The sequence below is a fragment of the Caballeronia sp. INDeC2 genome (assembly GCF_023631325.1).
GTDB lineage: Bacteria > Pseudomonadota > Gammaproteobacteria > Burkholderiales > Burkholderiaceae > Caballeronia.
In genome coordinates, this window is record NZ_JALQDG010000027.1 from 250,858 (window position 1) to 273,464 (window position 22,607).

The 22,607-nt window shown below is 64.6% G+C and carries 11 protein-coding genes; 3 read left to right on the top strand and 8 right to left on the bottom strand.

Annotated elements, in window-relative coordinates:
* Positions 1–162 precede the first annotated feature (162 nt).
* Complete coding sequence (locus NCS28_RS16770; RefSeq protein ID WP_250514873.1) at positions 163–5,028, top strand: NAD-glutamate dehydrogenase; 4,866 nt, start codon at positions 163–165, stop codon at positions 5,026–5,028.
* A gap of 404 nt (positions 5,029–5,432) precedes the next feature.
* Positions 5,433–6,821, top strand: a complete 1,389-nt coding sequence (locus NCS28_RS16775; RefSeq protein ID WP_250514874.1) for an FAD-binding oxidoreductase — start codon at positions 5,433–5,435, stop codon at positions 6,819–6,821.
* A 51-nt stretch (positions 6,822–6,872) separates the two neighbouring features.
* Here the strand turns inward: NCS28_RS16775 and NCS28_RS16780 are convergent, their stop codons facing one another.
* From NCS28_RS16780 to NCS28_RS16790, 3 genes are all read right to left on the bottom strand, one after another.
* Positions 6,873–7,229: a host attachment protein gene (locus NCS28_RS16780; protein WP_250514875.1), complete on the bottom strand. Its 357-nt coding sequence runs from the start codon at positions 7,227–7,229 to the stop codon at positions 6,873–6,875.
* Positions 7,230–7,352: 123 nt separating this feature from the next.
* Positions 7,353–8,849, bottom strand: a complete 1,497-nt coding sequence (gene scpC / locus NCS28_RS16785) for a succinyl-CoA:acetate CoA-transferase ScpC (protein WP_250514876.1) — start codon at positions 8,847–8,849, stop codon at positions 7,353–7,355.
* A 220-nt stretch (positions 8,850–9,069) separates the two neighbouring features.
* Positions 9,070–11,211: an FUSC family protein gene (locus NCS28_RS16790; RefSeq protein ID WP_250514877.1), complete on the bottom strand. Its 2,142-nt coding sequence runs from the start codon at positions 11,209–11,211 to the stop codon at positions 9,070–9,072.
* Between the two features lie 133 nt (positions 11,212–11,344).
* Here NCS28_RS16790 and NCS28_RS16795 point away from each other — a divergent pair, with 133 nt between their 5' ends.
* Entirely contained in the window at positions 11,345–12,304 is a 960-nt protein-coding gene (locus NCS28_RS16795; protein ID WP_250514878.1) for a LysR family transcriptional regulator, read from the top strand.
* A 1-nt stretch (position 12,305) separates the two neighbouring features.
* Here the strand turns inward: NCS28_RS16795 and NCS28_RS16800 are convergent, their stop codons facing one another.
* The 5 genes from NCS28_RS16800 to bcsZ form a co-directional block, all read right to left on the bottom strand.
* Complete coding sequence (locus NCS28_RS16800; RefSeq protein WP_250514879.1) at positions 12,306–12,989, bottom strand: Fe2+-dependent dioxygenase; 684 nt, start codon at positions 12,987–12,989, stop codon at positions 12,306–12,308.
* A gap of 55 nt (positions 12,990–13,044) precedes the next feature.
* Positions 13,045–15,300: a TonB-dependent receptor gene (locus tag NCS28_RS16805; RefSeq protein ID WP_250514880.1), complete on the bottom strand. Its 2,256-nt coding sequence runs from the start codon at positions 15,298–15,300 to the stop codon at positions 13,045–13,047.
* 424 nt (positions 15,301–15,724) lie between these two features.
* Positions 15,725–16,678, bottom strand: coding sequence for a LysR family transcriptional regulator (locus NCS28_RS16810; RefSeq protein WP_250514881.1), 954 nt, complete (start codon positions 16,676–16,678; stop codon positions 15,725–15,727).
* A 232-nt stretch (positions 16,679–16,910) separates the two neighbouring features.
* Positions 16,911–21,470, bottom strand: a complete 4,560-nt coding sequence (locus NCS28_RS16815) for a cellulose biosynthesis protein BcsC (protein ID WP_250514882.1) — start codon at positions 21,468–21,470, stop codon at positions 16,911–16,913.
* On the bottom strand, positions 21,464–22,606 hold the full coding sequence (bcsZ, locus tag NCS28_RS16820) for a cellulose synthase complex periplasmic endoglucanase BcsZ (protein WP_250514883.1): 1,143 nt from the start codon (positions 22,604–22,606) through the stop codon (positions 21,464–21,466). Before bcsZ ends, NCS28_RS16815 begins: the two co-directional genes overlap by 7 nt.
* Position 22,607 lies beyond the last annotated feature (1 nt).

The window sequence follows — 22,607 nt, forward strand, 5'->3', positions numbered from 1 at the left end:
AAGGTCACGCGGCGCGGCTAAGGTACGGGACATGCGCGCACCGTCTTTGTGCAACCGCACATGCCGGACCCGGGGCCAATGGCGCGGGCCGGCGCATAATCTTGTTGATTGACTCGAAGAGCGCCGCAACCGCATCGCAACCGAAAGCCTCGGGAGGACATCATGCTGGTCAAGAACGAAGCGCGGGTCGAACAGCTCATCAACGATCTTCTGGACTTCGCGCGCGGACGATTGCCGGAGCCAGCCTTCAAAATAATCGAGCCGCTGCTTCGCTATTACTACGAGCAGGTCGATGTCGAGGATATCGCGAACCGCGATGTCGCCGATCTCTACGGCGCCGCGATGGCGCACTGGCAGACGGCGCAGAAGTTCGTGCCCGGGCGCGAGGTGCTGCGCGTCTACAACCCGAATCTGGAGCAGCACGGCTGGCACTCGGATCACACGGTCGTCGAGATCGTCAACGACGACATGCCGTTTCTCGTCGATTCGGTGTCGATGGAACTCAACCGCCTCGGTCTCGCGCTGCATTCGGCGATTCATCCGGTGTTTCGCGTGTGGCGCTCCGGCACGGGCGCGCATGCGGGCGAAATCGAGCGCATCGGTCAGGGTCACGCCGAAGCGGGCGATGGCAACTCCGAGCTCGAATCGTTCATTCATTTCGAAGTGGACCGTTGCGGCGACGGCGAGCGTCTCGACGAAGTGCGCGACAACATCGCGCGCGTGCTGGGCGACGTGCGCGCGGCGGTCGAGGACTGGCCGAAGGTGGTCGACGCGGCGCGCGTCGCGATCGGCGATCTGAAGACGCGCGACACGACGCCCGATGGCATCGAGTCGCGCGCGTTCCTCGAATGGATGGTCGCGGACCATTTCACCTTCCTCGGCTGCCGTGATTACGAGCTCGTCGAGCACGAAGGCGGTCCCGCGTTGCGCGGCGTCGCCGGCTCGGGCCTGGGCATTCTGCGCGAAACCTTGCGCGAGCCCTCGGCGGGCGACGTGACGCCGTTGCCGCCGGGCGCGGCCGCGATCATCGAAGGCGCGGCGCCGATCTTTTTGACGAAGGCCAACTCGCGCGCGACGGTGCATCGGCCTGGCTATCTCGACTATGTCGGCGTGAAGCGCACGTCGCCCGATGGCAAGGTGACCGGCGAGCGGCGCTTTCTCGGCCTGTACACGTCGACCGCGTATCTCGTGCCGACTTCCGAGATTCCGATCGTGCGCCGCAAATGCGCGAACATCGTGCGGCGCGCGGGTTTCCTCGAAAAAGGGCATCTGGCGAAGTCGCTCATTTCCGTGCTGGAGCAGTATCCGCGCGACGAGCTTTTCCAGGCCGATGAAGACGTGCTCTTCGATATCGCGATCGGCGTGCTGCGTTTGCAGGAACATCAGCGCACGCGTCTCTTCGTGCGGCGCGACCGCTTCGACCGTTTCGTGTCGTGCCTCGTCTTCGTGCCGCGCGACAAGTTCAACACCGACTTGCGCCGCCGCATCAGCAAGGTATTGATGGAGGCGTTCAACGGCAAGAGCATCGAGTTCACGCCGCTCTTATCCGAATCGCCACTTGCGCGAATTCATATCGTCGTACGCGCAGACCGCGGTGCGATGCCCGAAGTCGATACGCGCGAGCTCGAAGCGCGCATCGTGCAGGTGGCGCGCCGCTGGCAGGACGATCTCGCCGATGCGCTCATCGACAGTCACGGCGAAGAGGCGGGCAATCGTCTGTTGCAGCGTTATGCCGATTCGTTTCCCGCGGGTTATCGCGAAGATTATCCGGCGCGCACGGCGGTGCGCGACATCGAACTGATCGAGGCGACGCACACGCGGCCCGGCGGTTTGTCGATGAGTCTGTACCGTCCGATCGAAGCCGGGCGGCGCGCGTTCCGCTTCAAGGTGTATCGCGTCGGCGATCCGATTGCGCTGTCGCATAGCCTGCCGATGCTCGAGCATCTCGGCGTGCGTGTCGACGAAGAGCGTCCGTATCTGATCGAGCCGACCGGCGCGCCCAATGCATGGGTCCACGATTTCGGGCTCGAATTGCAGGACGACGTCGAGTTCGACATCGACCGCGTGAAGCCGCTCTTCGAGAACGCGTTCGCGAGCGTGTGGTCGGGCGAGATCGAGAACGACGACTACAACCGTCTCGTCTTGCGCGCGCAGTTCGGCGCGCGCGACGTGACGATCATGCGGGCGTATGCCAAGTACCTGCGACAGGTCGGCTCCACGTTCAGCGATGCGTATATCGAGCGCGCGCTGATCGGCAATCCGCTGATCGCGAAGAAGCTGCTGCAACTTTTCATGGTGCGCTTCGATCCGGCGCGCAGCGGCTCGGCCGAAGAGCGCGACAAGGCCGCGGAACGCGTGCTCGCCGATATCGAGGCGGCGCTCGATCAGGTACCCAATCTCGACGAAGACCGCATCCTGCGGCAGTTTCTGGGCGTCATCACGGCGACGGTGCGCACGAACCATTTTCATCGCGATGCGAGCGGCCAGTCGCGTCCGTATGTGTCTTTCAAGCTCGATCCGTCGAAAGTGCCGGGCCTGCCCGAGCCCAAGCCGATGTTCGAGATTTGGGTCTATGCGCCGCGCGTGGAAGGCGTGCATTTGCGCGGCGGACGCGTCGCGCGTGGCGGCCTGCGCTGGTCGGACCGGCGCGAGGACTTCCGCACCGAGGTGCTCGGCCTCATGAAGGCGCAGATGGTGAAGAACACGGTGATCGTGCCGGTGGGATCGAAGGGCGGCTTCGTGGTGAAGAATCCGCCGCCCGCGACGGATCGCGAAGCGTTTCTCAACGAAGGCGTCGCGTGCTATCAGATGTTCCTGCGCGGCCTGCTCGATGTGACCGACAACCGCACGCCCGATGGCATCGTGCCGCCGCCTGACGTCGTGCGCCACGATCCCGACGATCCGTATCTCGTCGTCGCGGCGGACAAGGGCACGGCGACGTTCTCCGACTACGCGAACGCGATCGCGCACGAATACGGCTTCTGGCTCGACGATGCATTCGCGTCCGGCGGCTCGGTCGGCTACGACCACAAGAAGATGGGCATCACCGCGCGCGGCGCGTGGGAATCGGTGAAGCGCCATTTCCGCGAGATGAACTTCGATACGCAATCGACGGACTTCACCGTGGTCGGCGTCGGAGACATGTCAGGCGACGTGTTCGGCAACGGCATGCTGCTGTCGCGTCATATCAGGCTGATCGCGGCGTTCGATCATCGGCATGTGTTTCTCGATCCGACGCCCGATGCGGCGACGAGCTTCGAAGAACGGGCGCGTCTCTTCGCGCTGCCGCGTTCGAGTTGGGCCGATTACGATGCCTCGCTGATCTCGACGGGCGGCGGCGTGTATCCGCGCACGGCGAAGTCCATTCCGATCTCGCCGCAAGTGCAGAAGGCGCTTGGAATCAGCGCATCGGTGCTCGCGCCGAACGAACTCATTCGCGCGATCCTGCTTGCCGAAGCCGATCTGCTTTACAACGGTGGCGTGGGCACGTACGTGAAGTCGAGCGCGGAGACGCATCTGCAAGTCGGCGACCGCACCAACGACGCCGTGCGCGTGAACGGCGCGGAGCTGCGCGTGAAGGTCGTCGCGGAAGGCGGCAATCTCGGGCTCACGCAACTGGGGCGCATCGAGTTTGCGCAGCGCGGCGGGCGCATCAATACGGATGCAATCGATAACTCGGCAGGCGTAGATTGTTCGGATCACGAAGTAAATATCAAGATTCTGCTCGGGCTGGTGGTCGCGGATGGCGAGATGACCGAGAAGCAGCGCAACGCGCTGCTCGCCGAGATGACCGATGAAGTCGGCCTGCTCGTGCTGAAGGACAACTATGCGCAGACGCAGGCGTTGTCGATCGCGAAGCGTCATGAGGCCGAGACGCTCGATGCCGAGGCGCGCATGATGCGCTTCCTCGAACGCGCGGGCCGCTTGAAGCGCAGGATCGAGTTCCTGCCATCGGACGATGAGATCGGCGAGCGCGCGGCCGCGAAGTCGGGCCTTACATCGCCCGAGCGCGCGGTGCTGCTCGCGTACGGCAAGATGTGGCTCTACGACGAACTGCTCGAATCGAGCGTGCCGGAAGATGCGCTCGTCGCGGACATGCTGCCCGACTATTTCCCGAAGCCCTTGCAGCAACGTTATAGCGAGACGATGCAGCGCCATCCGCTGAAGCGCGAAATTGCCGCGACGCATCTGACCAATGCGCTCGTCAATCGCGTGGGCTGCACGTTCGTGCATCGGCTGATGGAAGAGACCGATGCGTGCCCGAGCGATATCGTGCGCGCGGCGCTGATGGTGCGCGACGTGTTCGATCTCGACGATCTGTGGCGCAGCATCGACAAGCTCGACAATATCGTCGCGGATGAAGTGCAGGCGCGCATGTTCGTCGATGTCGTGCGTCTGCTCGACGATACGTCGCTCTGGTTCCTGCGTCATCTGAAGCACAACGGGTCGGGCGCGCACGAAGCGCGAGGCTTGCTTGCGCGCTGCCGCGAGGCGGCGCAGCGGCTCGCGCCGCAACTGCCCGCGCTCTTGCCCGCGCCGCAGCTCGACGCGTGGTACGCGCGCCGGCGCGAATTCGAGGATGCGGGCGTCGAAAGCAGTCTCGCGGCGCGCGTCGCGAGCGGCGAGATCGCGACGGCGGTGCTCGACAGCGCGGAAGTGGCGGCGTGCTCGGAGCGCAGTCTCGAACTCGTCGCGAGCGTGTACTTCGGCATCGGCACGCTGCTCGACTATCGCGGCATCGCCGAACGGGCGATGGCGTTGCCGATCACGACGCACTGGGATCTGCTCGCACGCGCGGCGGCGCTGGAAGAGCTCGCGCGACTGAAGCGCGCGCTGACCGTGAGCGCGCTCGAACAATCGCGTGGCATCGACGCGCCCGATGTGATCGTCGAAAGCTGGCGCGCGAAACGGCAAGACGCGCTGGATCGCTATACGCGGCTGCTGGCGGAACTGCGGGCGAGCGGCGGAGCGAGTCTTTCGATGTTGCTGGTGGTGGTGCGGGAGATGGCGGTGCTCGAGCGGGCTTGAGAGCGTAGCGTCGCAATGCAGTTCGACGGGCGTCGCAAGACGCCCGTTTCGCTTTCTAAATAAGCAGTGTGTCCTTAATCGACGCCAATATATAACTGTCCGAATCAAAGTTATGAAGTGCTAAATTAGCTATCGCCCCTCATCGGCAACTTTGTCCGATACATGCTAGATCGCGTGCACGATTTCACTGGTCCGGCACTTTACATCGCGTAACCCGAGGCATTAAATCAACGAGCGGATCGAAGCGTCCGCTTCCCGCATTTCACTCCCGTTCTCGTGGTCTCTCCGGTGTGCATCCGATCGACACGCCACCCGCGATCCGACGGCGGGTTCCTTGCGCTTTCGCGTACCAACTGGCAGGGTCGGAAACGTCGCAGCGCTTTACTCAGCAGCGAGGTCTCACAATGGTCAACATCTCAGGCGAAGCGATCGACACCCTCAAGGCGTCGGTGAGAGGCAGGATCATCTCACCGTCGGAAGCCGACTACGACGATGCACGCAAAGTTTGGAACGCAACGATCGACAGACGCCCCGCGCTCATCGTGCGCTGCGCGGGCACGGCCGACGTGATCGCCGCGCTCGCGTTCGCGCGCGACAACGGTCTCCTGGTCTCGATTCGCGGCGGATCGCACAATATCGCGGGCAGCGCAGTCAGCGACGACGCCTTGATGATCAACCTCTCCGCGCTGAAATCCGTGCGTATCGATCCGCAAGCGAAACGCGCCTATGTCGAACCCGGCGCGCTGCTTTCCGACTTCGATCACGAAGCACAGGCATTCGGTCTCGCGACGCCGCTCGGCATCAACTCCACGACAGGCGTCGCGGGTCTCACGCTCGGCGGCGGCTTCGGCTGGATCAGCCGCAAGTTCGGCGTGACGGTGGACAATCTCGTCGCGGCGGAGATCGTCACGGCGGACGGCACATGGCGGCGCGTGAGTGCCGAAAGCGATCCGGATCTCTTCTGGGCGTTGCGCGGCGGCGGCGGCAACTTCGGCGTCGTGACGCTATTCGAATACCAGTTGCATGAAGTGGGTCCGCAGATCTACGGCGGGCTCGTCGTGTATCCGCTCGAACAGGCGGACGAAGTGCTGCCGAAGTATCGCGAGTTCGTGGCGCAAAGCCCCGACGATCTGACCGTGTGGGCCGTGCTGCGTCTCGCGCCGCCGTTGCCGTTCCTGCCCGAAGACGTGCATGGCAAGCCGGTCGTCGTGCTGGCGAGTTGTTATGTCGGGCCGGTTGAAAACGGTGAAAGGGCGCTCGCGCCCGCGCGCAGCTTCGGCACGCCTTACGGCGAGCATCTCGGGGCGATGCCGTTCGCCGCATGGCAGAAGGCATTCGATCCGCTGCTGACGCCCGGCGAGCGCAACTACTGGAAGTCGCACAACTTCGCGAGCCTGAACGACGAAACGTTCGATATCCTGACGAATGCGGTGAAGTCGCTTCCGTCGACGCAGTGCGAGGTTTTCATCGGCGCGATGGGCGGGCAGACCAACCGCGTTCCTGTCGATGCAACGGCTTACGCGAACCGCGATTCGATCTATACCATCAACATTCACGGCCGCTGGAGCGATGCGGCTGACGACGAGAAGTGCACGAAATGGGCGCGCGACATGTTCGCCGCGATGACGCCGCACGCACTCGGCAGCGTCTACGTGAACTTCATGACGGGTGAAGAAGGCGATCGTGTCAAGGCGGCGTATGGGCCGAATTACGAGCGGCTCGCCGATGTGAAGCGGCGTTACGACCCGGACAATGTGTTCCGCAGCAATCAGAACATCATGCCCGCGGCGTGACGCGCGGCGCGCCGTGTCTCCTCGCGGGGAACGGCGCGCCAGAAGCGCTGTTCAGGGCCGGTCGAGCTGACGCCGGATATCGCGCGTGTCCATGTTCGACACGTCGTTGTTGACTTCCTCGTACACGAGCTTGAGCGTTTCGCCGCTCAAATGATTGCGCAGCAAGCCGAGAAACCTGGGCTCGACGGCGAGGCGCAAGCGATCGAATCGTTGATGCAGGCGACTCTGTTCGAGATACTCGGCGACGGTTCTCGCGAATTTCTCCCGGTCCCTTTCTGCCGTTTCCGCCGCGCGCGTGGCCGGGTTCCTGATGTCCTCGACTTGTCGCAGGTCCAGCTTCAAACCTTGCGTTTCGAAGATCCGGGCCCGGCTGCCATCGGCGGCAAGAACCCAGGTGATGGCGGTCATGATGCTCCTCCTGTTCGCCAGCCCAAGCAGGCTCCCGCCATTGTGCGCCTAAACTTCGCGCAGCGGCTTCGTTGTCGCGCAGCATTCGCTTTCGCGGCGCAGCATAATGCGCGCGATAACGCTTTAACGAAGCATCGAACCGCTCTCGGCAAAGCGCGTGTGAAACGAAAACGCCTGATCGAGACGATGCGGCGTGTGCCCGCCGAGCGCTGCTGCATCGCGGTAATAGTCGCGCAACAGATCGCGATAAAGCGGATGCGCGCAGTTCTGGATCACGCTCATCGCGCGTTCGCGTGGCGCGAGGCCCGTGAGATTCGCGAGCCCGCGCTCCGTCACGATGATATCGACATCGTGTTCGTTGTGATCGCAATGCGGCACCATCGGCACGATGCTCGAAATGCGGCCCTCTTTCGCGACGGATTTCGTGGCGAACACCGCGTAGGCCGCATTGCGCGCGAAATCGCCCGAGCCGCCGATGCCGTTCATCATGTGCGTGCCGCCGACATGCGTCGAATTCACGTTGCCGTAGATGTCGGCTTCGAGCGCCGTGTTGATCGCGACGAGTCCGAGACGCCGGATGACCTCAGGATGATTGCTCACTTCTTGCGGCCGCAACACGAGCCGGTCGCGGTAGCGTTCGATATCGCTGAACACCTTCTCATGCCGTTGCGCGGACAGCGTGATCGACGCGCCCGATGCGAACGCGGCCTTGCCGGAATCGAGCAGATCGAAGGTCGAGTCCTGCAGCACTTCGGAATAGATCGTCAGCGCTTCGAACGGCGACGCGGCGAATCCCGAGAGCACCGCATTCGCGATCGTGCCGATGCCCGCCTGCAACGGCGGCAATTGTTTCGGCAGACGCCCGCGCGACACTTCATGCTGAAAGAACTCGATCAGATGCCCGGCGATCAACGCGGTGTCCGCGTCGGCGGGCAAGACGGTGGACGCGCTGTCCGGCGTATTGGTGATGACGATGGCGGCGATCTTGTCGAACGGAATCTCGATTGCCGCGGCGCCGATCCTGTCATGCGGGCGCACGATCGGAAGCGGCTCGCGTTGCGGGCGGCGCTCGGGAATCCAGATGTCGTGCAGGCCTTCGAGCGCCATCGGTTGCGCAAGATTGATCTCGACGATCACGCGTTCCGCGAGTATCGCGAAGCTCGCGGAATTGCCGACGGAAGTCGTCGGCACGATGCCGCCCGTCTCCGTGAGCGCGGCGGCCTCGATGATCGCGAGATCGAGTTTGCCGAGGCGATTCGCGCGCAGCAGCTCGACGGTCTCGGACAGATGCTGGTCGACGAACATTACGTCGCCGCGGTTGATCGCGCGGCGCAGCGTGCTATCGACCTGAAACGGCAGGCGGCGCGCGAGCACGCCGGCTTCGGTCAGGATGCGGTCGGTGTCATGTCCGAGCGATGCGCCTGTCATGAGCGTGATGCGCAACGGTTCATTTTCTTCACGCGCGCGGCGCGCTATTTCGAGCGGCACGGCCTTCGCGTCGCCCGCGCGCGTGAAGCCGCTCGTGCCGACGATCATGCCGTCGCGCACGAGTCGGACCGCTTCGGCGGCCGAGGTGATTTTTCCGCGCAAGGCGGCACAGCGAATACGGTCTTCGTACATCGACGTCTATCTTCCAGAGCTTCGTTTTAAACGAAGGCGATTATAGGTAGCGCGCTTTGCCGTCGAATCGCAAGGTTGAAAGACATTGTCCCAATGCCGCACGACTTTGCGTTTCATCCAATTCGAGGCACGTACGAACGCCTGAAGCCGCCGTGAAAGTGCGGCAAATGAGCGCGCCGACGATGAATCGACTTCACTATAAGACGCACGATGCCGCGAATTAATCGCTGCGCCAGGAAGGCACCTTTTCATGCGAAGGAACGAAAGGCGCATCGGGATCGACGAGCGCGGTGCGGATGAAGTGCAGGCACGCGAGCACGCGTTGCATGTTGTGGCGTGCTTCGCGGTCGGCGCGCGCGAGTTCGAGCATGCCCTGCGCGATCAGGATCGATGCGACGACCGAACCGATCGCACGGCGCAGCGTCGCGCTGTCGGGGGTGCGAAACAGCACCGCGATATCGCGCAGCACGCGCGCGAGCGACGTGCTCCACGCGATGCGCAATACATCGGGAAAGCGCTGTGCATCGAGCGCACGCGCTTCGTGCCGCAAATCGATCATCGCCTGTCCGACTTCGAGCGTGACGAGCATCCACGACAGCGCATGACGATGTTCGCGCGAGCGTCGCGTGAGCAGCCCGCGCAATTGCGACATCAGATCGTGCGTGCCCGAATGAAAGCGCTCGCCGAGTCCCGCGAGTTTGCCTTCGCACGCGAGCGCGGCCTGAGCGCGCAGTTCGGCGAGCGTCTTGCCGATGAGCCAGGACGTGCGCGGCGGCACGAGGACCGCGCATGCGATGGCCGCGGCGAGCATCGCGACGAGCACCGCGAGGCCGTTGTTCAGCAGCAGCGCCGGATCGTAGACGATGCGGTTATCGGGCGCGGCGAGCAGGCAGAAGAACACGCAAAAGCCGATACCGTATCCGGCGGTGTCGGAGCGCATTGCGAGGAATGCGCCTGCCGCGAGCGGTGGCGCGAGCATCGCGCACAGGAGCGCGAAGCCGTCGATGGCCGGATACACGTGACACAGATACACGTAGCCCGTGACGATCGCGAGCGCCGCGCCCGCCGCCATCTGCGCGATGAACTTCGAAGGCCGCGCCGATGCCGACGACAGCGCGCAAGCCAACGTCGCGCCGATCACCGCGTAACCACCGCTCGGCCACGCCGTGACGATCCAGAACCACGCGGTCGCGGCGATCACGATGCCGGTGCGCATGAACGTCGCGGCGAGCACGAAGCGGTTGGTCTTCGCTTCATATCGCGAAGATGCGCGATCTTGAGGATGCGCGCTGTTCGCGATCGATACATAACGAATCGTATCGGCGATGAAGCGATACAGAAGCTCCGCCGAGGTCGTGAAGTCGAGTTGCGTCGCATCGTCGGCGTGGGCGAGGCCGCGTTGCGCATCGCGCAGGCGCTTTGGAAGCGTCGCCTTGTAGCGTTCGAATTGCACGTTCGGCGATGCGCGTTCGAAGATGCGCGCGAGTTCTTCGAGGAAAGGCATGAGTGCATCGTGTGCGCATTGCGTGTTGTCGTCGGCGAGCAGACGCTTCATCGACTGATCGAGTGCATGCAGGCGCGCGCACGCATCCATGAACGCGCTGTTCAGTCGCGCGAGCTTGCCGTGTTGCTGACGCATCGTGGGCGACTCGTATGCAGCGAAGCCGCGCGTCGCTTCGAAGCCCACGATCTCATCGACGAAATCGGCGAAACGGCGCTCACGCGCGAGGCGCGAGAGACGGCCGCGCAGCACGTCGGCGGCGAATGCAGCGAAGCGCGCCTGACGCGCATCGAGCGAGTGCATGAGCGTCGCGCTGGCATGACGCGGGAAGACGAGCGCGCTCACCACGCTCGAACACACGATGCCGAGCATGACTTCCGCGCCGCGCGTGAGCGTCGCGATGAGCAAGCCGTTCGGATCGGTGACGGCGGGAATACCGATCAACGCGGCCGTATAGCCCGCGAGCACGAAGCCATACCAGCGGAACTGTCGATAACGCACCGCGAACGCGGTGCAGGCCGCGACCCATATCGTCAGCGCGAGCGCATAGAGTTCGGCCTGCTGCACGAACGCGGCGCCCAAAACGAGCGCGGCGAGCATGCCGAGCGCCGTGCCCGCGAACCGGTAGACGCTCTTCGCGAGGACCATGCCGGCGAAGGGCTGCATCAGCACGAACGTGGTCGTCATCGCAACGCGCGGTTGCGGCAGTTCCAGGCGCATCGCGAGACCCATCGCGATGAACGCGGCAAGCAGCGTCTTCGCGAGATGGAGCCACACGTGGCCGTCGGTGGCGAACCAGTCGCGCGTCGACAAGCGTGCTTCCAGAAACGACATGCGATCCGCCGATATACCTCTGCTCAAGAAGGCGCCGATTGTAGGCAAGCTGTCTTGCCGGATTAATGCGGGAATCAGGGAACATTCTTTCCTGATTCAACAACAATCGATCGCGCGCGAAAGCGGACAATAGCGCCTCCGATGTCATCGTTACGGTTTGATGGATACCCTACAGAACATGCGGGTCTTCACCCGCGTGATCGAAGCCGGCAGCTTCACGGCCGCCGCACAGTCGATGAACTCGACCACAGGCGCGATGTCGCGCGCCGTCTCCGAACTCGAAGCCCATTTGCGCACGCGCCTCATGAACCGCTCGACGCGGCGTCTCGCGCTCACGTCGGCGGGCGAGCGCTATCTGAAGCGCGCGCGCCAGATTCTCGCCGACATCGACGGCGCCGAAGAAGAAGCGAGCTGCGCGCATGAACATCCGTCGGGCACGCTTCGCATGTTCAGCTTCGCGAGCGTCGGACAGCATTACATCCTGCCCGCCATCGCCCGATATCGCGCGCTCTATCCCGATGTGAAAGTGGAACTCACGCTGTCGCAGCGCATGCCCGATCTCTTCGAAGGCAGCAGCGACGTGGCTGTCGTGTCGGCGGGCGCGTTATCGGATTCGGAAGTCATCTCGCACAAGCTGGGCGCGACCTTCAGCATCCTGTGCGCATCGCCGGGCTACATCGCTTCGCGTGGCGCGCCGAAGGAACCGGCCGATCTCGCGCAGCACGATTGCCTCACCTTGCAGACGCCCGCGTTTCCCGCGCGCGAATGGACGCTCGAGGGGCCCGAGGGCCGCGAGACGTTGCAGATCAGCGGAACGGTGCAGGTGAATATCGCGGAATCGCTCGTGGTCGCGATCCGCGAAGGCATGGGCATCGGCATGTTGCCGCTCTATGCGGCGATCGAGGGCTTGCGCAATGGCTCGCTCGTGCGCGTGTTGCCGCGTCACACGTTGCAACGCACGAATCTCTATGCGCTCTATGCGTCACGCAAGTTCGTCGATGCGAAGACGCGCACGTGGGTCGAGTTCCTTCGCGCGCATCTGCCGGATGTGATCGCGCGCGATGAAGCCTTGCTCGCCGAAGTGGGGCAGGCGCCTTCGAACGCACTGCGCGCCGCGTAACTTACGTATCGCTCCACATGCGCAGCAGGTTGTGATAGCAGCCGACGAGCGAGCGCTTCGCGGCTTCGTCGCCGTTGGTCGCGTTCAGGCGTTGAATGGAATTGTCGAGATCGAAGAGTAGTGCGCGTTGAGCATCGTCGCGCACGAGGCTTTGCGCCCAGAAGAAGCTCGATATGCGCGCGCCGCGCGTGACGGGCCGTACCTGATGAAGGCTCGTCGCGGGGTAGACGATCGCATGCCCGGCGGGAAGCTTCACTTCTTGCACGCCGTAGGTATCTTCGATGATGAGCTCGCCGCCGTCATACTCGTCGGGCGGCGTGAGAAAAAGCGTGACGGACACATCGGTGCGCACGCGCGCGCCATGACCGGGCACGATGCGGATCGCGCCATCGACATGACTGCCGAAATGCATGCCGCCTTCATAGCGATTGAAGAGCGGCGGATACACGCGATTGGGCAGCACGGCGCTGATGAAAAGCGGATGACGTTCGAGCACGCCGACGAGCGCATCGCCCAGTTCGAGCGCGATCGGCGAGCCTTCCGCGATCTGCATGTTGCGCTTGACCGGCGCGCCCTGATAGCCCGCGGTCGCGCGGCCATCGACCCATGCGTCGCTGGCTTCGAGTCGCGCGCGCATCGTGGCGGCATCTTCCGCGCTCAGCACGTTCGGTATCGAGAGGATCATTGTTATTGCCTTCGCGAACGCGCGCCGCGTGCCGCGCGGCGCGCTCGCATTCACATCAACGGAAGCGGTAATTCAACGTCGCGATGAACGTGCGGCCAAGACCCGGCACCGCGCGCCCGCCGTCGGACGGAATCAGGGCGTCGTAGTACTTCTTGTCGAACATGTTCTGCACGTTGAACTGGATATCGTAGCTCTTCTGATGATACGCAGCCATCACGTCCCAGCGCACGTAGCCGCCCACCTGGACGAGATTGTTGTTCGCCGCATAGCGCGACGACACATACGACGGCCCGCCGCCAACCTGCCAAACAGGCGTGAAGTCATACGTGGTCCACAGCGTCAGCATGTGATGCGGCGTGTTGGCGAGCTGGTTGCCCGTGGTGCCGTCGAAGGCCTTCTGCACCGTGCCGTCCATATACGTGTAGCCGCCGAACATCTGCCATTGACGCGTGATGTGGCCTGCGACGCCCAATTGATAACCGCGTACGCGCACGTCGCCGTCGAGCGTGTATTCGCCCGTCGATGTCTGCGTGCGCGCGTTGGTCTTGTCGATATTGAAGAGCGATTGCGTGATGGACAGCCCGCCGTTCAGCAGATCCCACTTCGAACCGATTTCATACGAGCGGTTGTGTTCCGGCGGCGTGTTCTGCTGGCCGTTGGTGAGCGTGAGCGCTTCGAGCGACGGATTGAACGACGTGCCGTACGACACGTAGTACGACTGCCAGTCCGCCGGCTGCCACACGACGCCGGTGCGCACGCTCGTGAAGTAGTTCGTCTGGGTCGCGTAGCCCGGCGCGTTGATCGAGTTGTGGATGGCCGCTTCGTAGCGGTCCCAGCGCACGCCGCCGACCCACTTCCAGTGCTCGCCGATCGAGATCGTATCGTTCAAATAAAGGCCGATGCCGTTCGCGCTCGATTCCGCGAGATTGGTCGCCACCTCGCGATAGTTCGCCGGACGCGGCACGTAAGCGGGATCTACGAGCGGCACGATCGCGAGCGTGTTCGACGGCAGGCCCGGCGTGGTCGCGGTGAAGCTCTGGTTGCTGTACGTTTCGTGGCTCAGATCGACGCCCGCGAGCATGTCGTGCTTGAGGAAGCCTGTCGCGAACTTGCCCTGGAAGTCGGTCGTGTTGTAGACCGAGTGATCGTTGATATTACGGTCCTTGCCTTGCAGACGCACGAAGAGCGACGACAATGGCAGCGTCGTGTAGTTGCCGTTCGAAAGCGCAGGCGATGTGCCGAGCGGCCCCGTCAGCACGGCCGCGGCGTTGGTCGCGCGCGCCTCGGTGCTGTAGTGGCTGAACTGCGTCTGGTTGCGCAGCGTGAACATGTCGTTGAAGCGATGCTCCACGCGCGCGTTCAGCGTCTGCACGTCCTGAATGGTGCGGTCGTCGGTGAAGCCGTAAAACGTCTTCGTATCGACCGGCGCGGGGTGGCCGTTCAACGGCGGAATGCCGTAGTCGGGCTGATCGCGGTTGTGCTGGATCAGCGCGGACAGCGTCACTTGCGTCGGCGTGCCGATGCCGAACTTCACTTCGGGCGCGATGCCGTAGTCCTTGTTGATCATCTCGTCGCGCGTCGAGCCGAGCGACTGGCCGAACGCGTTGATGCGGAACGCGGAGGTATCCGTCATCGGCTGATTGATGTCGACGGTCGAGCGGAAGCGGTCGTGCGTGCCTGCCTGCAGCGAGACATCGGCGCGCGGCTTCATGTTCGGCTGCTTGCTGACCTGGTTGATGACGCCGCCCGTCGAGCCGCGCCCGAAGTATAGCGACGACGGGCCGTACAGCACGTCGATCGAGTCGAGGTTGAAGGTATCGCGGTAGTACTGGCCGCGATCGCGGAACCCGTCGAGATAGATGTCCGTGCGCGCCGAGAAGCCGCGCAGATTGATGTTGTTGCCGATCTGGCCGCCTTCGGCCGCGCCGAGCGTGACGCCCGGCACGTTGCGCAGCGCATCGGAAAACGAACTCACCGCCTGCGAGTTCAACACCGCCTTCGGCACCACGACGACGTCCTGTGGAATGTCGCGCAGCGCGGTCGGCACCTTCGCGCCGACGCTCGACATGTCCGGCTGGAAATCGGGCGCGTCGGCCTGGCCCGTCACTTTGACGGCGGGCAGGGCGGCGGTTTCGGGCGCGGTGGCGGCGGAAGCGCCTTGCGGTGCGGCCGCTTGCGCGACTTGCGATGAAGGCGCGTTCGGCGGTGCGGCTTGCGCGGCCTGCGGTGCGGTCTGGGCGTAAAGCGGCGCGGCTACGGGCGCCGCGACGATAGTTACCAATGCCGCGGCAAGCGGCGTCTTTCTCAACATGTCGTTTCCCCGATACTTGTTTGTGAATCCGAACCGGCAGCGAAGCGGGTTTTCGCGTGCCGATGTGATCGAACCGAGATCAAAGCGGAGCGGGCGACGTCGTCGAGAAGAACCGGCGGCGGCGCCCTGTAAGCGCCCGTTGTTCGCGACGGGCTTCATTGACTCGGCCTATTGTCGCGATTCAGTTAAATGCGAATCGGTATCATTACACGTCTCAGAAACATTTGGAAAGAAACACTTACTTGGGACAGGCTTTTTTTCCGGTTTCCGTGACGCGGGCGCAACGCCGCGCGGTAGATGTCGGGGCTTGCAGGATAAGGAGTTGAGGCGAAGGCGCGAGCCAGGAGCAGCGGAGGATTCAATCCTCGCGGATTGCGGACAAAAAGTGGCGGATTACCTTTTTACCGCTCGAACGCGCCGAAGACTAAAAATCGGCGGGGCCCGATGTAACGAGCGCGTAAGGACCGCGCGTCAATTGCTGCCTGAGAAAGTCGATGCACACGCGGATCTTCGCCGAATGCGACGAGCGTGCCGATGTCACCGCCCACACGTCCGCGCGCTGCCGATAGTGCGGCAGGACGGGCACGAGCCTGCCGTCCTGCAGGCTGCCGGCGACATCCCAGATCGAGCCCATCACGATACCGAAGCCGTCCTCGGCCCATTGCCGCACGATGTCGCTGTGGTTCGATGCGATCGGCCCTGTCACCTTCACGCTTTCTTCGCCGTCGGGTCCGGAGAGCCGCCAGACGCCGAAGCGCTGATCGCGTCCGCGAAACAGCAGGCAATCGTGCTGCGCGAGTTCGGCGAGCGTCTTCGGCGCGCCGCGCCTTTCGAGATACGCGGGCGCGGCGGCGAGCACGCGAAAGCTATCGACGATCTTGTGCGCGATCAGATGCGGCTCCAGCACCTCGCCGACGCGAATGTCGATATCGAAGTTCTCGCCGACGAGATCGACGCGCCGGTCGAGCAGTTCGAGCCAGATCTCCAGCCCCGGATGACGCCGCCTGAGCAACGTGAGCGCGGGCGATACGTGCTCGCGTCCGAGCCGCAGACTCGTGCCGATGCGCAGCAGGCCGCGCGGATCGTCGAGTCCGGCGAAGGCGTCGGCCATGCCTTGCACGTCGTCGAGGATCTTTTGCGCCCACTGAAAGGCCGCTTCGCCGTCGCTCGTGATGGAGACGCGGCGCGTCGTGCGCATGAAGAGCCTGACGCCGAGGCTCGTCTCAAGCATCGCGATGCGCTTGCTGACGTGCGCGGGCGAGATGCCGGTCTCGGTGGCCGCGGCGATGAAGCTCGAGCGCCGCGCGACGATGCAGAGCAACTGCAGGTCGCGCAGGAACTGGTCGTTGTTCGCGACGAGCGCGCTTTGCGTTTTCATTCGAATGTCTTTTGCGGATGCGCTCGTTTGCGGCAGTGTCTTCAAGACAAGAGCGTATTCGACGCTTTCGCTAAGGCGAATGATGTGGGACTTCGCCGGATCCCGTTTTGTTTTTGGTTTATTAACGCCGCCCCGCACAGCGGCAACGCTAATAGACCGACACGCCAAAACCGACGCGCCAACGGGATCCGGCGAATCCCGGCCGCAAGCACAGCACACGCAAGAACGAACATCAGTTCGACAGCGACAGATACGGCGAGCTGAACGCCTGCGGCGGGAACACCGGCTGCGCGACGCTCTGACGCGTGAAGCTGTAGCGCACGTACACCGCGGCGAGCCACTCGCGATACTGATACGCGTTGCCGAACGATGCCGTCGCGCCGAAAGCGAGCTGCGGCGCGAGCTGGTACTCGCCCGTCGCGCTGAGCGAATACGACACGCCCGTCTTGCTCTGGCCGGGATAGACCGCGCCCGCGTCCGGGGTGGCGCCGGAGTTCGCGGCTATGGACTGATACGTCGCGTTCGTCGGAAAATAGTTCGACGCGTCCTGACGATAATGCTGCACGCCAATCGAGCCCTTCAGATCGTAGGTGAAAAGCCCCGTGCGTCCCGCATATTCGACCGGGAAGTTCAGGATCACGTACTGCTGCGGGCTGAAGTAGCCGCCTTGCCCGTACGTGAAGTACGACAGGTTCTTGTCGTAGTGCATCAGCGTGGTGTTCGCGCCGACGGTCAGCGTCTGGTCCGCGTCCTTCAGCAGACGCGTATAGATGCCGCCGCCGCCCTTCACGGCGTTGTTGGTGGCGACCTCTTTGCCGTCGAGGAACTGATACGCCGCGTTGAGGTAGACGCCGCTCGTGCCGTCGTCCCAGCCGAGATCGGCGCGCGCGCCCGTCGATGTCACCCCGCCCCATTCGAGATTCGCGCCCTGATCGCGTGTGCCGGCGTAGGAGAGCAGGCTGTCTGTAACGGCGCGGCGGGCGACCGCGAGCGAGTACGACACCTTGTCGCTGATCGCGTTCTGATACTGCAATCCGCCGACGACATTGGTTTCTCGAAAGCCGAGCGGCGTCGTGCCGACATCGCCCTTGAAGTTACGATTCTCATAGCCGAGCGAAAGGCCGACGCCCGTCGCCGTCTGCGAGCCGTAGTTGTTGGTCGGCGGATTGGCTGTCGCGCCCAGACCCGATCCGAAGCGCGCGAGGGTGTTCGGCTGGCTGCTGGCGGTGCCGGCATCGAGCGTGACGGGCGTCGCGCGCACGATCACGTGCCCGTTGCCCGCCTTGATGCGGCCTTCGATGGGCGCTTCGATATCGGTCAGATTGGAGAGGCCGTCCTCGCCGTCGCGGCTGCGGAAGATGAGACCGCCCGAGACCGTGCTCGCCTGCTCGCGGTTGATTTGCGCGAGTTCTTCCGCGACGCCCGCGGTCTGAGAATTTGCGACCGGCACCGGAACGCCGCCCGCGCTCATCGTCGCGGCCGCGGCGGCGCGCTGTGCGGGCTGCGCCTGCGAAGGGTAATACGGCTGCGCGTAGCCCGCGGGCGGCTGCGGGATATACGGCTGCGGCGCGTACTGTTGCGGCGGTGGCGGCGCGTAATAGGGCTGCTGGCCGTACGGCGCCTGCGCGTACTGCGGCTGTTGTTGTTGCTGCGGCGCGCCGGACGCGTAGGGATCGGCGGGACGCGTCGCCGTCGTCTTGCGCGATGACGCCTGTTTTTTCTTAGTCGTGCTGGCGGCCGGCAGCGGCGCGTAGGCGTTCGACTGCGCATCGCGCGCGCCGGGCGACATCGGCCAAGGCGCGGCGTAGGGGTCCTGGGTAGGGTACGGCGCTTGTTGCGGATAAGGCTGCTGCTGCGGGTACCCCTGCTGTTGCGGATATGCTTGATACACCGGCTGCTGCTGATACCCCTGCGCCGGATACGCCCCCCCATCCTGTCCCGGATAAGGCTGCAACGGCGCGCCCGATTGCCCCGAGCCATATGTGTCCGGACCGTATCCACCGCTCGATGCCGAACGCGGCGCGGCATTGGGCATCGTCGGCGGAGCGGAGGAAGGCGCCACGTAGGGCGTCGTATAAGGCGCGGGCTGAGGAGGCGGCAGATAGGTCGGCACGGGCTGCGAATAACTCTGAGGAAGGGCCTGACGATAAGACGCGCCCGATGCGAGCGCCGGATTCGACGCCGTATCGACGGCCGTCTTGCCTTCGAACGGATTGGTGCCGGGCAGCGGATTCGAGCCGATGCGGCTCATCGCGCTTTCCCAGCCCGGCGGAACATTGCCGCGACCCTGAGCGGACGCGACCGGCGCCGGCGTATTGGCGGCGACGAGCGAGCGCTGCAGGAACTGCGCGGCGAGATCGAGCTTGCCTTGCGCGCGATACATCCGGCCGATCGCGGCGAGCACGCCCGGATCGTTCGGCGCGGCCTGATACGCCTGATTTGCGTAGGTTTCGGCCAGCTTGAAATCGCGCACGCCGCTCGCGGCCGACATCGCGGCCGTCTGCAGGCCGATATCGTCGGGACGTCGCGACAGCGCATTCTGATAGCAGGTGAGCGCGTTGCGGTCATCGCCCGCCGACGTGTACAGGCGGCCGAGCGCGGCTTGCAGATCAGCGTTGTCGGGCATCGCGGCGAGCCACGGCGAAATCACGTCGTAGGCGGCGGCGAGATCGCCTTGCCTGCGTACGACATCCGCGCGCGCCACGACGATCCCCACGTTCAGATTGTTGAAGTCGGCGCGCTGCTGCGTGGTGAGCGGCATCGACTGAAGCCGGCGCATCACCGAGCCGAGTTCGGCGTCCTGCTGCGTCGCCGACAAGATTCCCGCGTATTGCAGCAACAAGCCGGTGTCGTTCGGCGCACTGGCGATCGCCCCGCGCACGAGCGAGAGCGCCCGTCCCGGATCGCCCGCCTTGACATACGCCGACGCCACCGCGCCCATCAGTTCCGCGTTGCCCGCCGCGACCGGCTCGGCGCGGCGCAGGATCGCGAAGGCCTGCTGGCGCTGGCCCGCGACGGCGGTGCGCGTCGCAAGTTCGGCCTGCTGTTGCACCCACAGACGATGCTGCAACGCGGTCATCGCCGGCGTGCGCTGCGCGGCGGGAATACGGTCGAGTTGCGCGAGGCCCGCCGACCAGTCCTGCGTTTCGGCGCAAAGCAACGCGCTCGCGTAAAGCGCGTCGGTCATGTCGGGATGCGTGGCGAGCAGGCCATCCATCATGCTGCGCGCATTGCCGACCGCGCCCTGACGCACGTAGATGCGCGCGAGGTCGAGCCGCAGCCACGGATCGTCGGGATTGTTGAGCAGCGCGTCTTCGAAGAGACTGCGCGCCGCGCCGAGATCGCCGCGCGCTTCGGCGGCGCGCGCCTGCGCGGCCTGCGCTTCGCCGCGCAGCTTGTTGATGCCTCCCGCTTTCGCCTGCTGCTCCGTGTTCAGTCGATTGGCGAATTCGAGCGCCTCGTCGCCGCGACCTTGCGCGGCCAAAGCGCCGACGAGCCCGCGGATCGCATCGGGATTGTCGGCTTGGCGGCGCAGCGCCATGCGATACGCCTGTTCCGCGCCGCGCGGATCGCCGTTCGCGAGCAGCATTTCGCCGAGCAGCACCTGGGCGGTGACATCGGATGGATTGGTCGCGATCGCGCGTTCGAAGAGCGCCTTCGCCTGCGCGATCTGGCCGTTGCTGCGCGCGCCGATCGCATCGCTCGTATAGGTCCAGTAAGTCGCGCTCGTGAGCGCATCTTTCCAGCGCGCCGGGTTGCCGGCCCGCGATGCGCGTTCGAGATACGTCCGCGCTTCCGCGAAACGCTCCTGCTTCAGAGACGCGACGCCCATGCCGCCGAGCGCGTCGGCGTCGTTCGGATCGCTCGCGAGCACCGACGAGAAACGCGCGCGCGCCGTCACGAGATCGCCGCGATCGAGCGCGGTGAAGCCTTCCGCGACAGTGCGCCCGCGCGCATCGACGGCGGAGTCGGCCTGTGCGCGTTCGCGGGCGGACTTGTCCTGCTGGACCATCGAGTCGAAGCGCGCCTTCACGGCGGCGTCGTCCGGCGAGACTTGCAGATATGCCTGATAGAGCGGCGCATCCGATGCGCGCGCGCCGAGCCACAAGAGCGCCTGCCGCCAGCTCTTCTTCGCATCCGGGCCGACGGAGCTGTCGCCCGACAGCTTCGCGAGCCGTGCGATGCCGTCGCGCCGCGTCGTATCGCGATAAGTCAGATGCTGCGCATACGCGAGCTGATAACGCGGATCGTCGGGATTTTGGCGCGCGAGCTGTTCGAGGCCGCGGCGCGCTTCGTCCCAGCCTTGCGGCGTGGCGGCGAGCGCCTGGTAATACTCGAGTTGAAGCGCGGCCGTCGCGGGTTTGCCCTCGATCGCGCGCTTGTATTCCTGCACCGCCGACGCGCTTTGTCCGCTTTGCGCGAGACGCCGCGCGTCGTTGACGGTCTGATCGCGCGAACTGGTTTCGCCCAGACGCCGGCCGAGTTCGTCGATGTTCGGATAGTTCGGCGCGACCTGACGCAACTGCGCGAGATACTGCTGTGCGCCGCTGCCGTCCTTGCGGTCGGCGAGCACCATGCCCATGCCGAAGAGCGCGTCGGGCTGCTTCGGATTGATGCGCAGGACCTTCTGCCACGCCTGCTCCGCGAGGTCGCCACGCCGGTGCGCCTGCCAGTACTTGCCCTGATCGATGAGCACCGTGAGCGGATCGGTCGCGGCGGCCTGCGCGAAGGCCATCGACGGCGCGGCGCAAAAGAGCGCCGCGATGATGCGTTTGCGCGTCCGGATCAGCATGCGCTTCTCCAGTTCGTCACGAGACGCCCGTTTTCATCGAAGCGATAACGCCCGTCGATGAAACCGCCGCCGAAGAGACCCAGCACGCGGTCGTAGTAGACCGGCTCGCGTCCCGCGCCCGGCGGCGCGACCAGCGCTTCGAGATGGGTGCGCGCGAGGCCGAGGCCGCGTTCGTCGTTCAACGCCTTGAAGTACGGCGCGAGCGCGCCCCAATACGAGAGCGGACCTTCGCCGCTCGCCGCGCCGCTGATGGTCGATACGTTCTCCGGCGGGAAACCCGTCTGCGCGACGCTCTGGCGCATGCCGCCGAGCGCGTCGAGCCAAGGGCGCGCGAGCGGATCGCCGGCCGACGCCATGCCGGCCCACAGATATACGCGGATCGCGTCGTAGCTGCCGACATCGCCGTTCTTCGGATCGACGACGAACTGGCCATTCCGGTAAGCCGCCCAGTCCGGCGCATAGCCGTGCGGCGACGTGACTTTGATCATCTTCGCGGCGTTTTGCGCGAGCTTCGTCCACGGGCCGTCGGGCATCTCGTGCGCGAGCCCGCGCAATAGCGGCAGCGGCAGATAACTCGGATTCAGCCGCGTGACATCGCCGATGCGAAAGCCTTGCGGACCCGGCAGAAGCATCGGACCGAGGCCCGGCAGATCGACGATTTCCTGCTTCACGATCTGCGTCGCGAGCGCGTAGGCGAGCTTCGTGTACATCGGCTCTTTCCACAGACGGCCCGCCTGAAAGAGGTCGTAGGCGATCCACAGATCCGAGTCGGAGGCGGAGTTCGGATCCATCACGCCGAAAGAGCCGTCCTGCCTTCTGCCCCATTGCCACGCGGGCAGGCGCAGGTTGTTCGCATCGAACTGATTGGCCGACAGATTCGTGCGCGTCCAGCCGAGCAGACGGTCGAAGCTCGCGCGGTCGTTCGCGACGAGGGCGAAGAACATGGCGTAGGACTGGCCTTCGGACGTGGTTTGCTGCGCATCGGTCGAGCGGTCGACCACGCGGCCATCGGCCTGCACGACACGTTCGACGAAGATGCGATACGCGGGCCAGTCGCATTGCTGCGCCGCCTGCGTGCTTGCCGCGGACGCGGCGATGACTGCACCAGCGAAAAACTTGGCGGTGGATACCCGCATA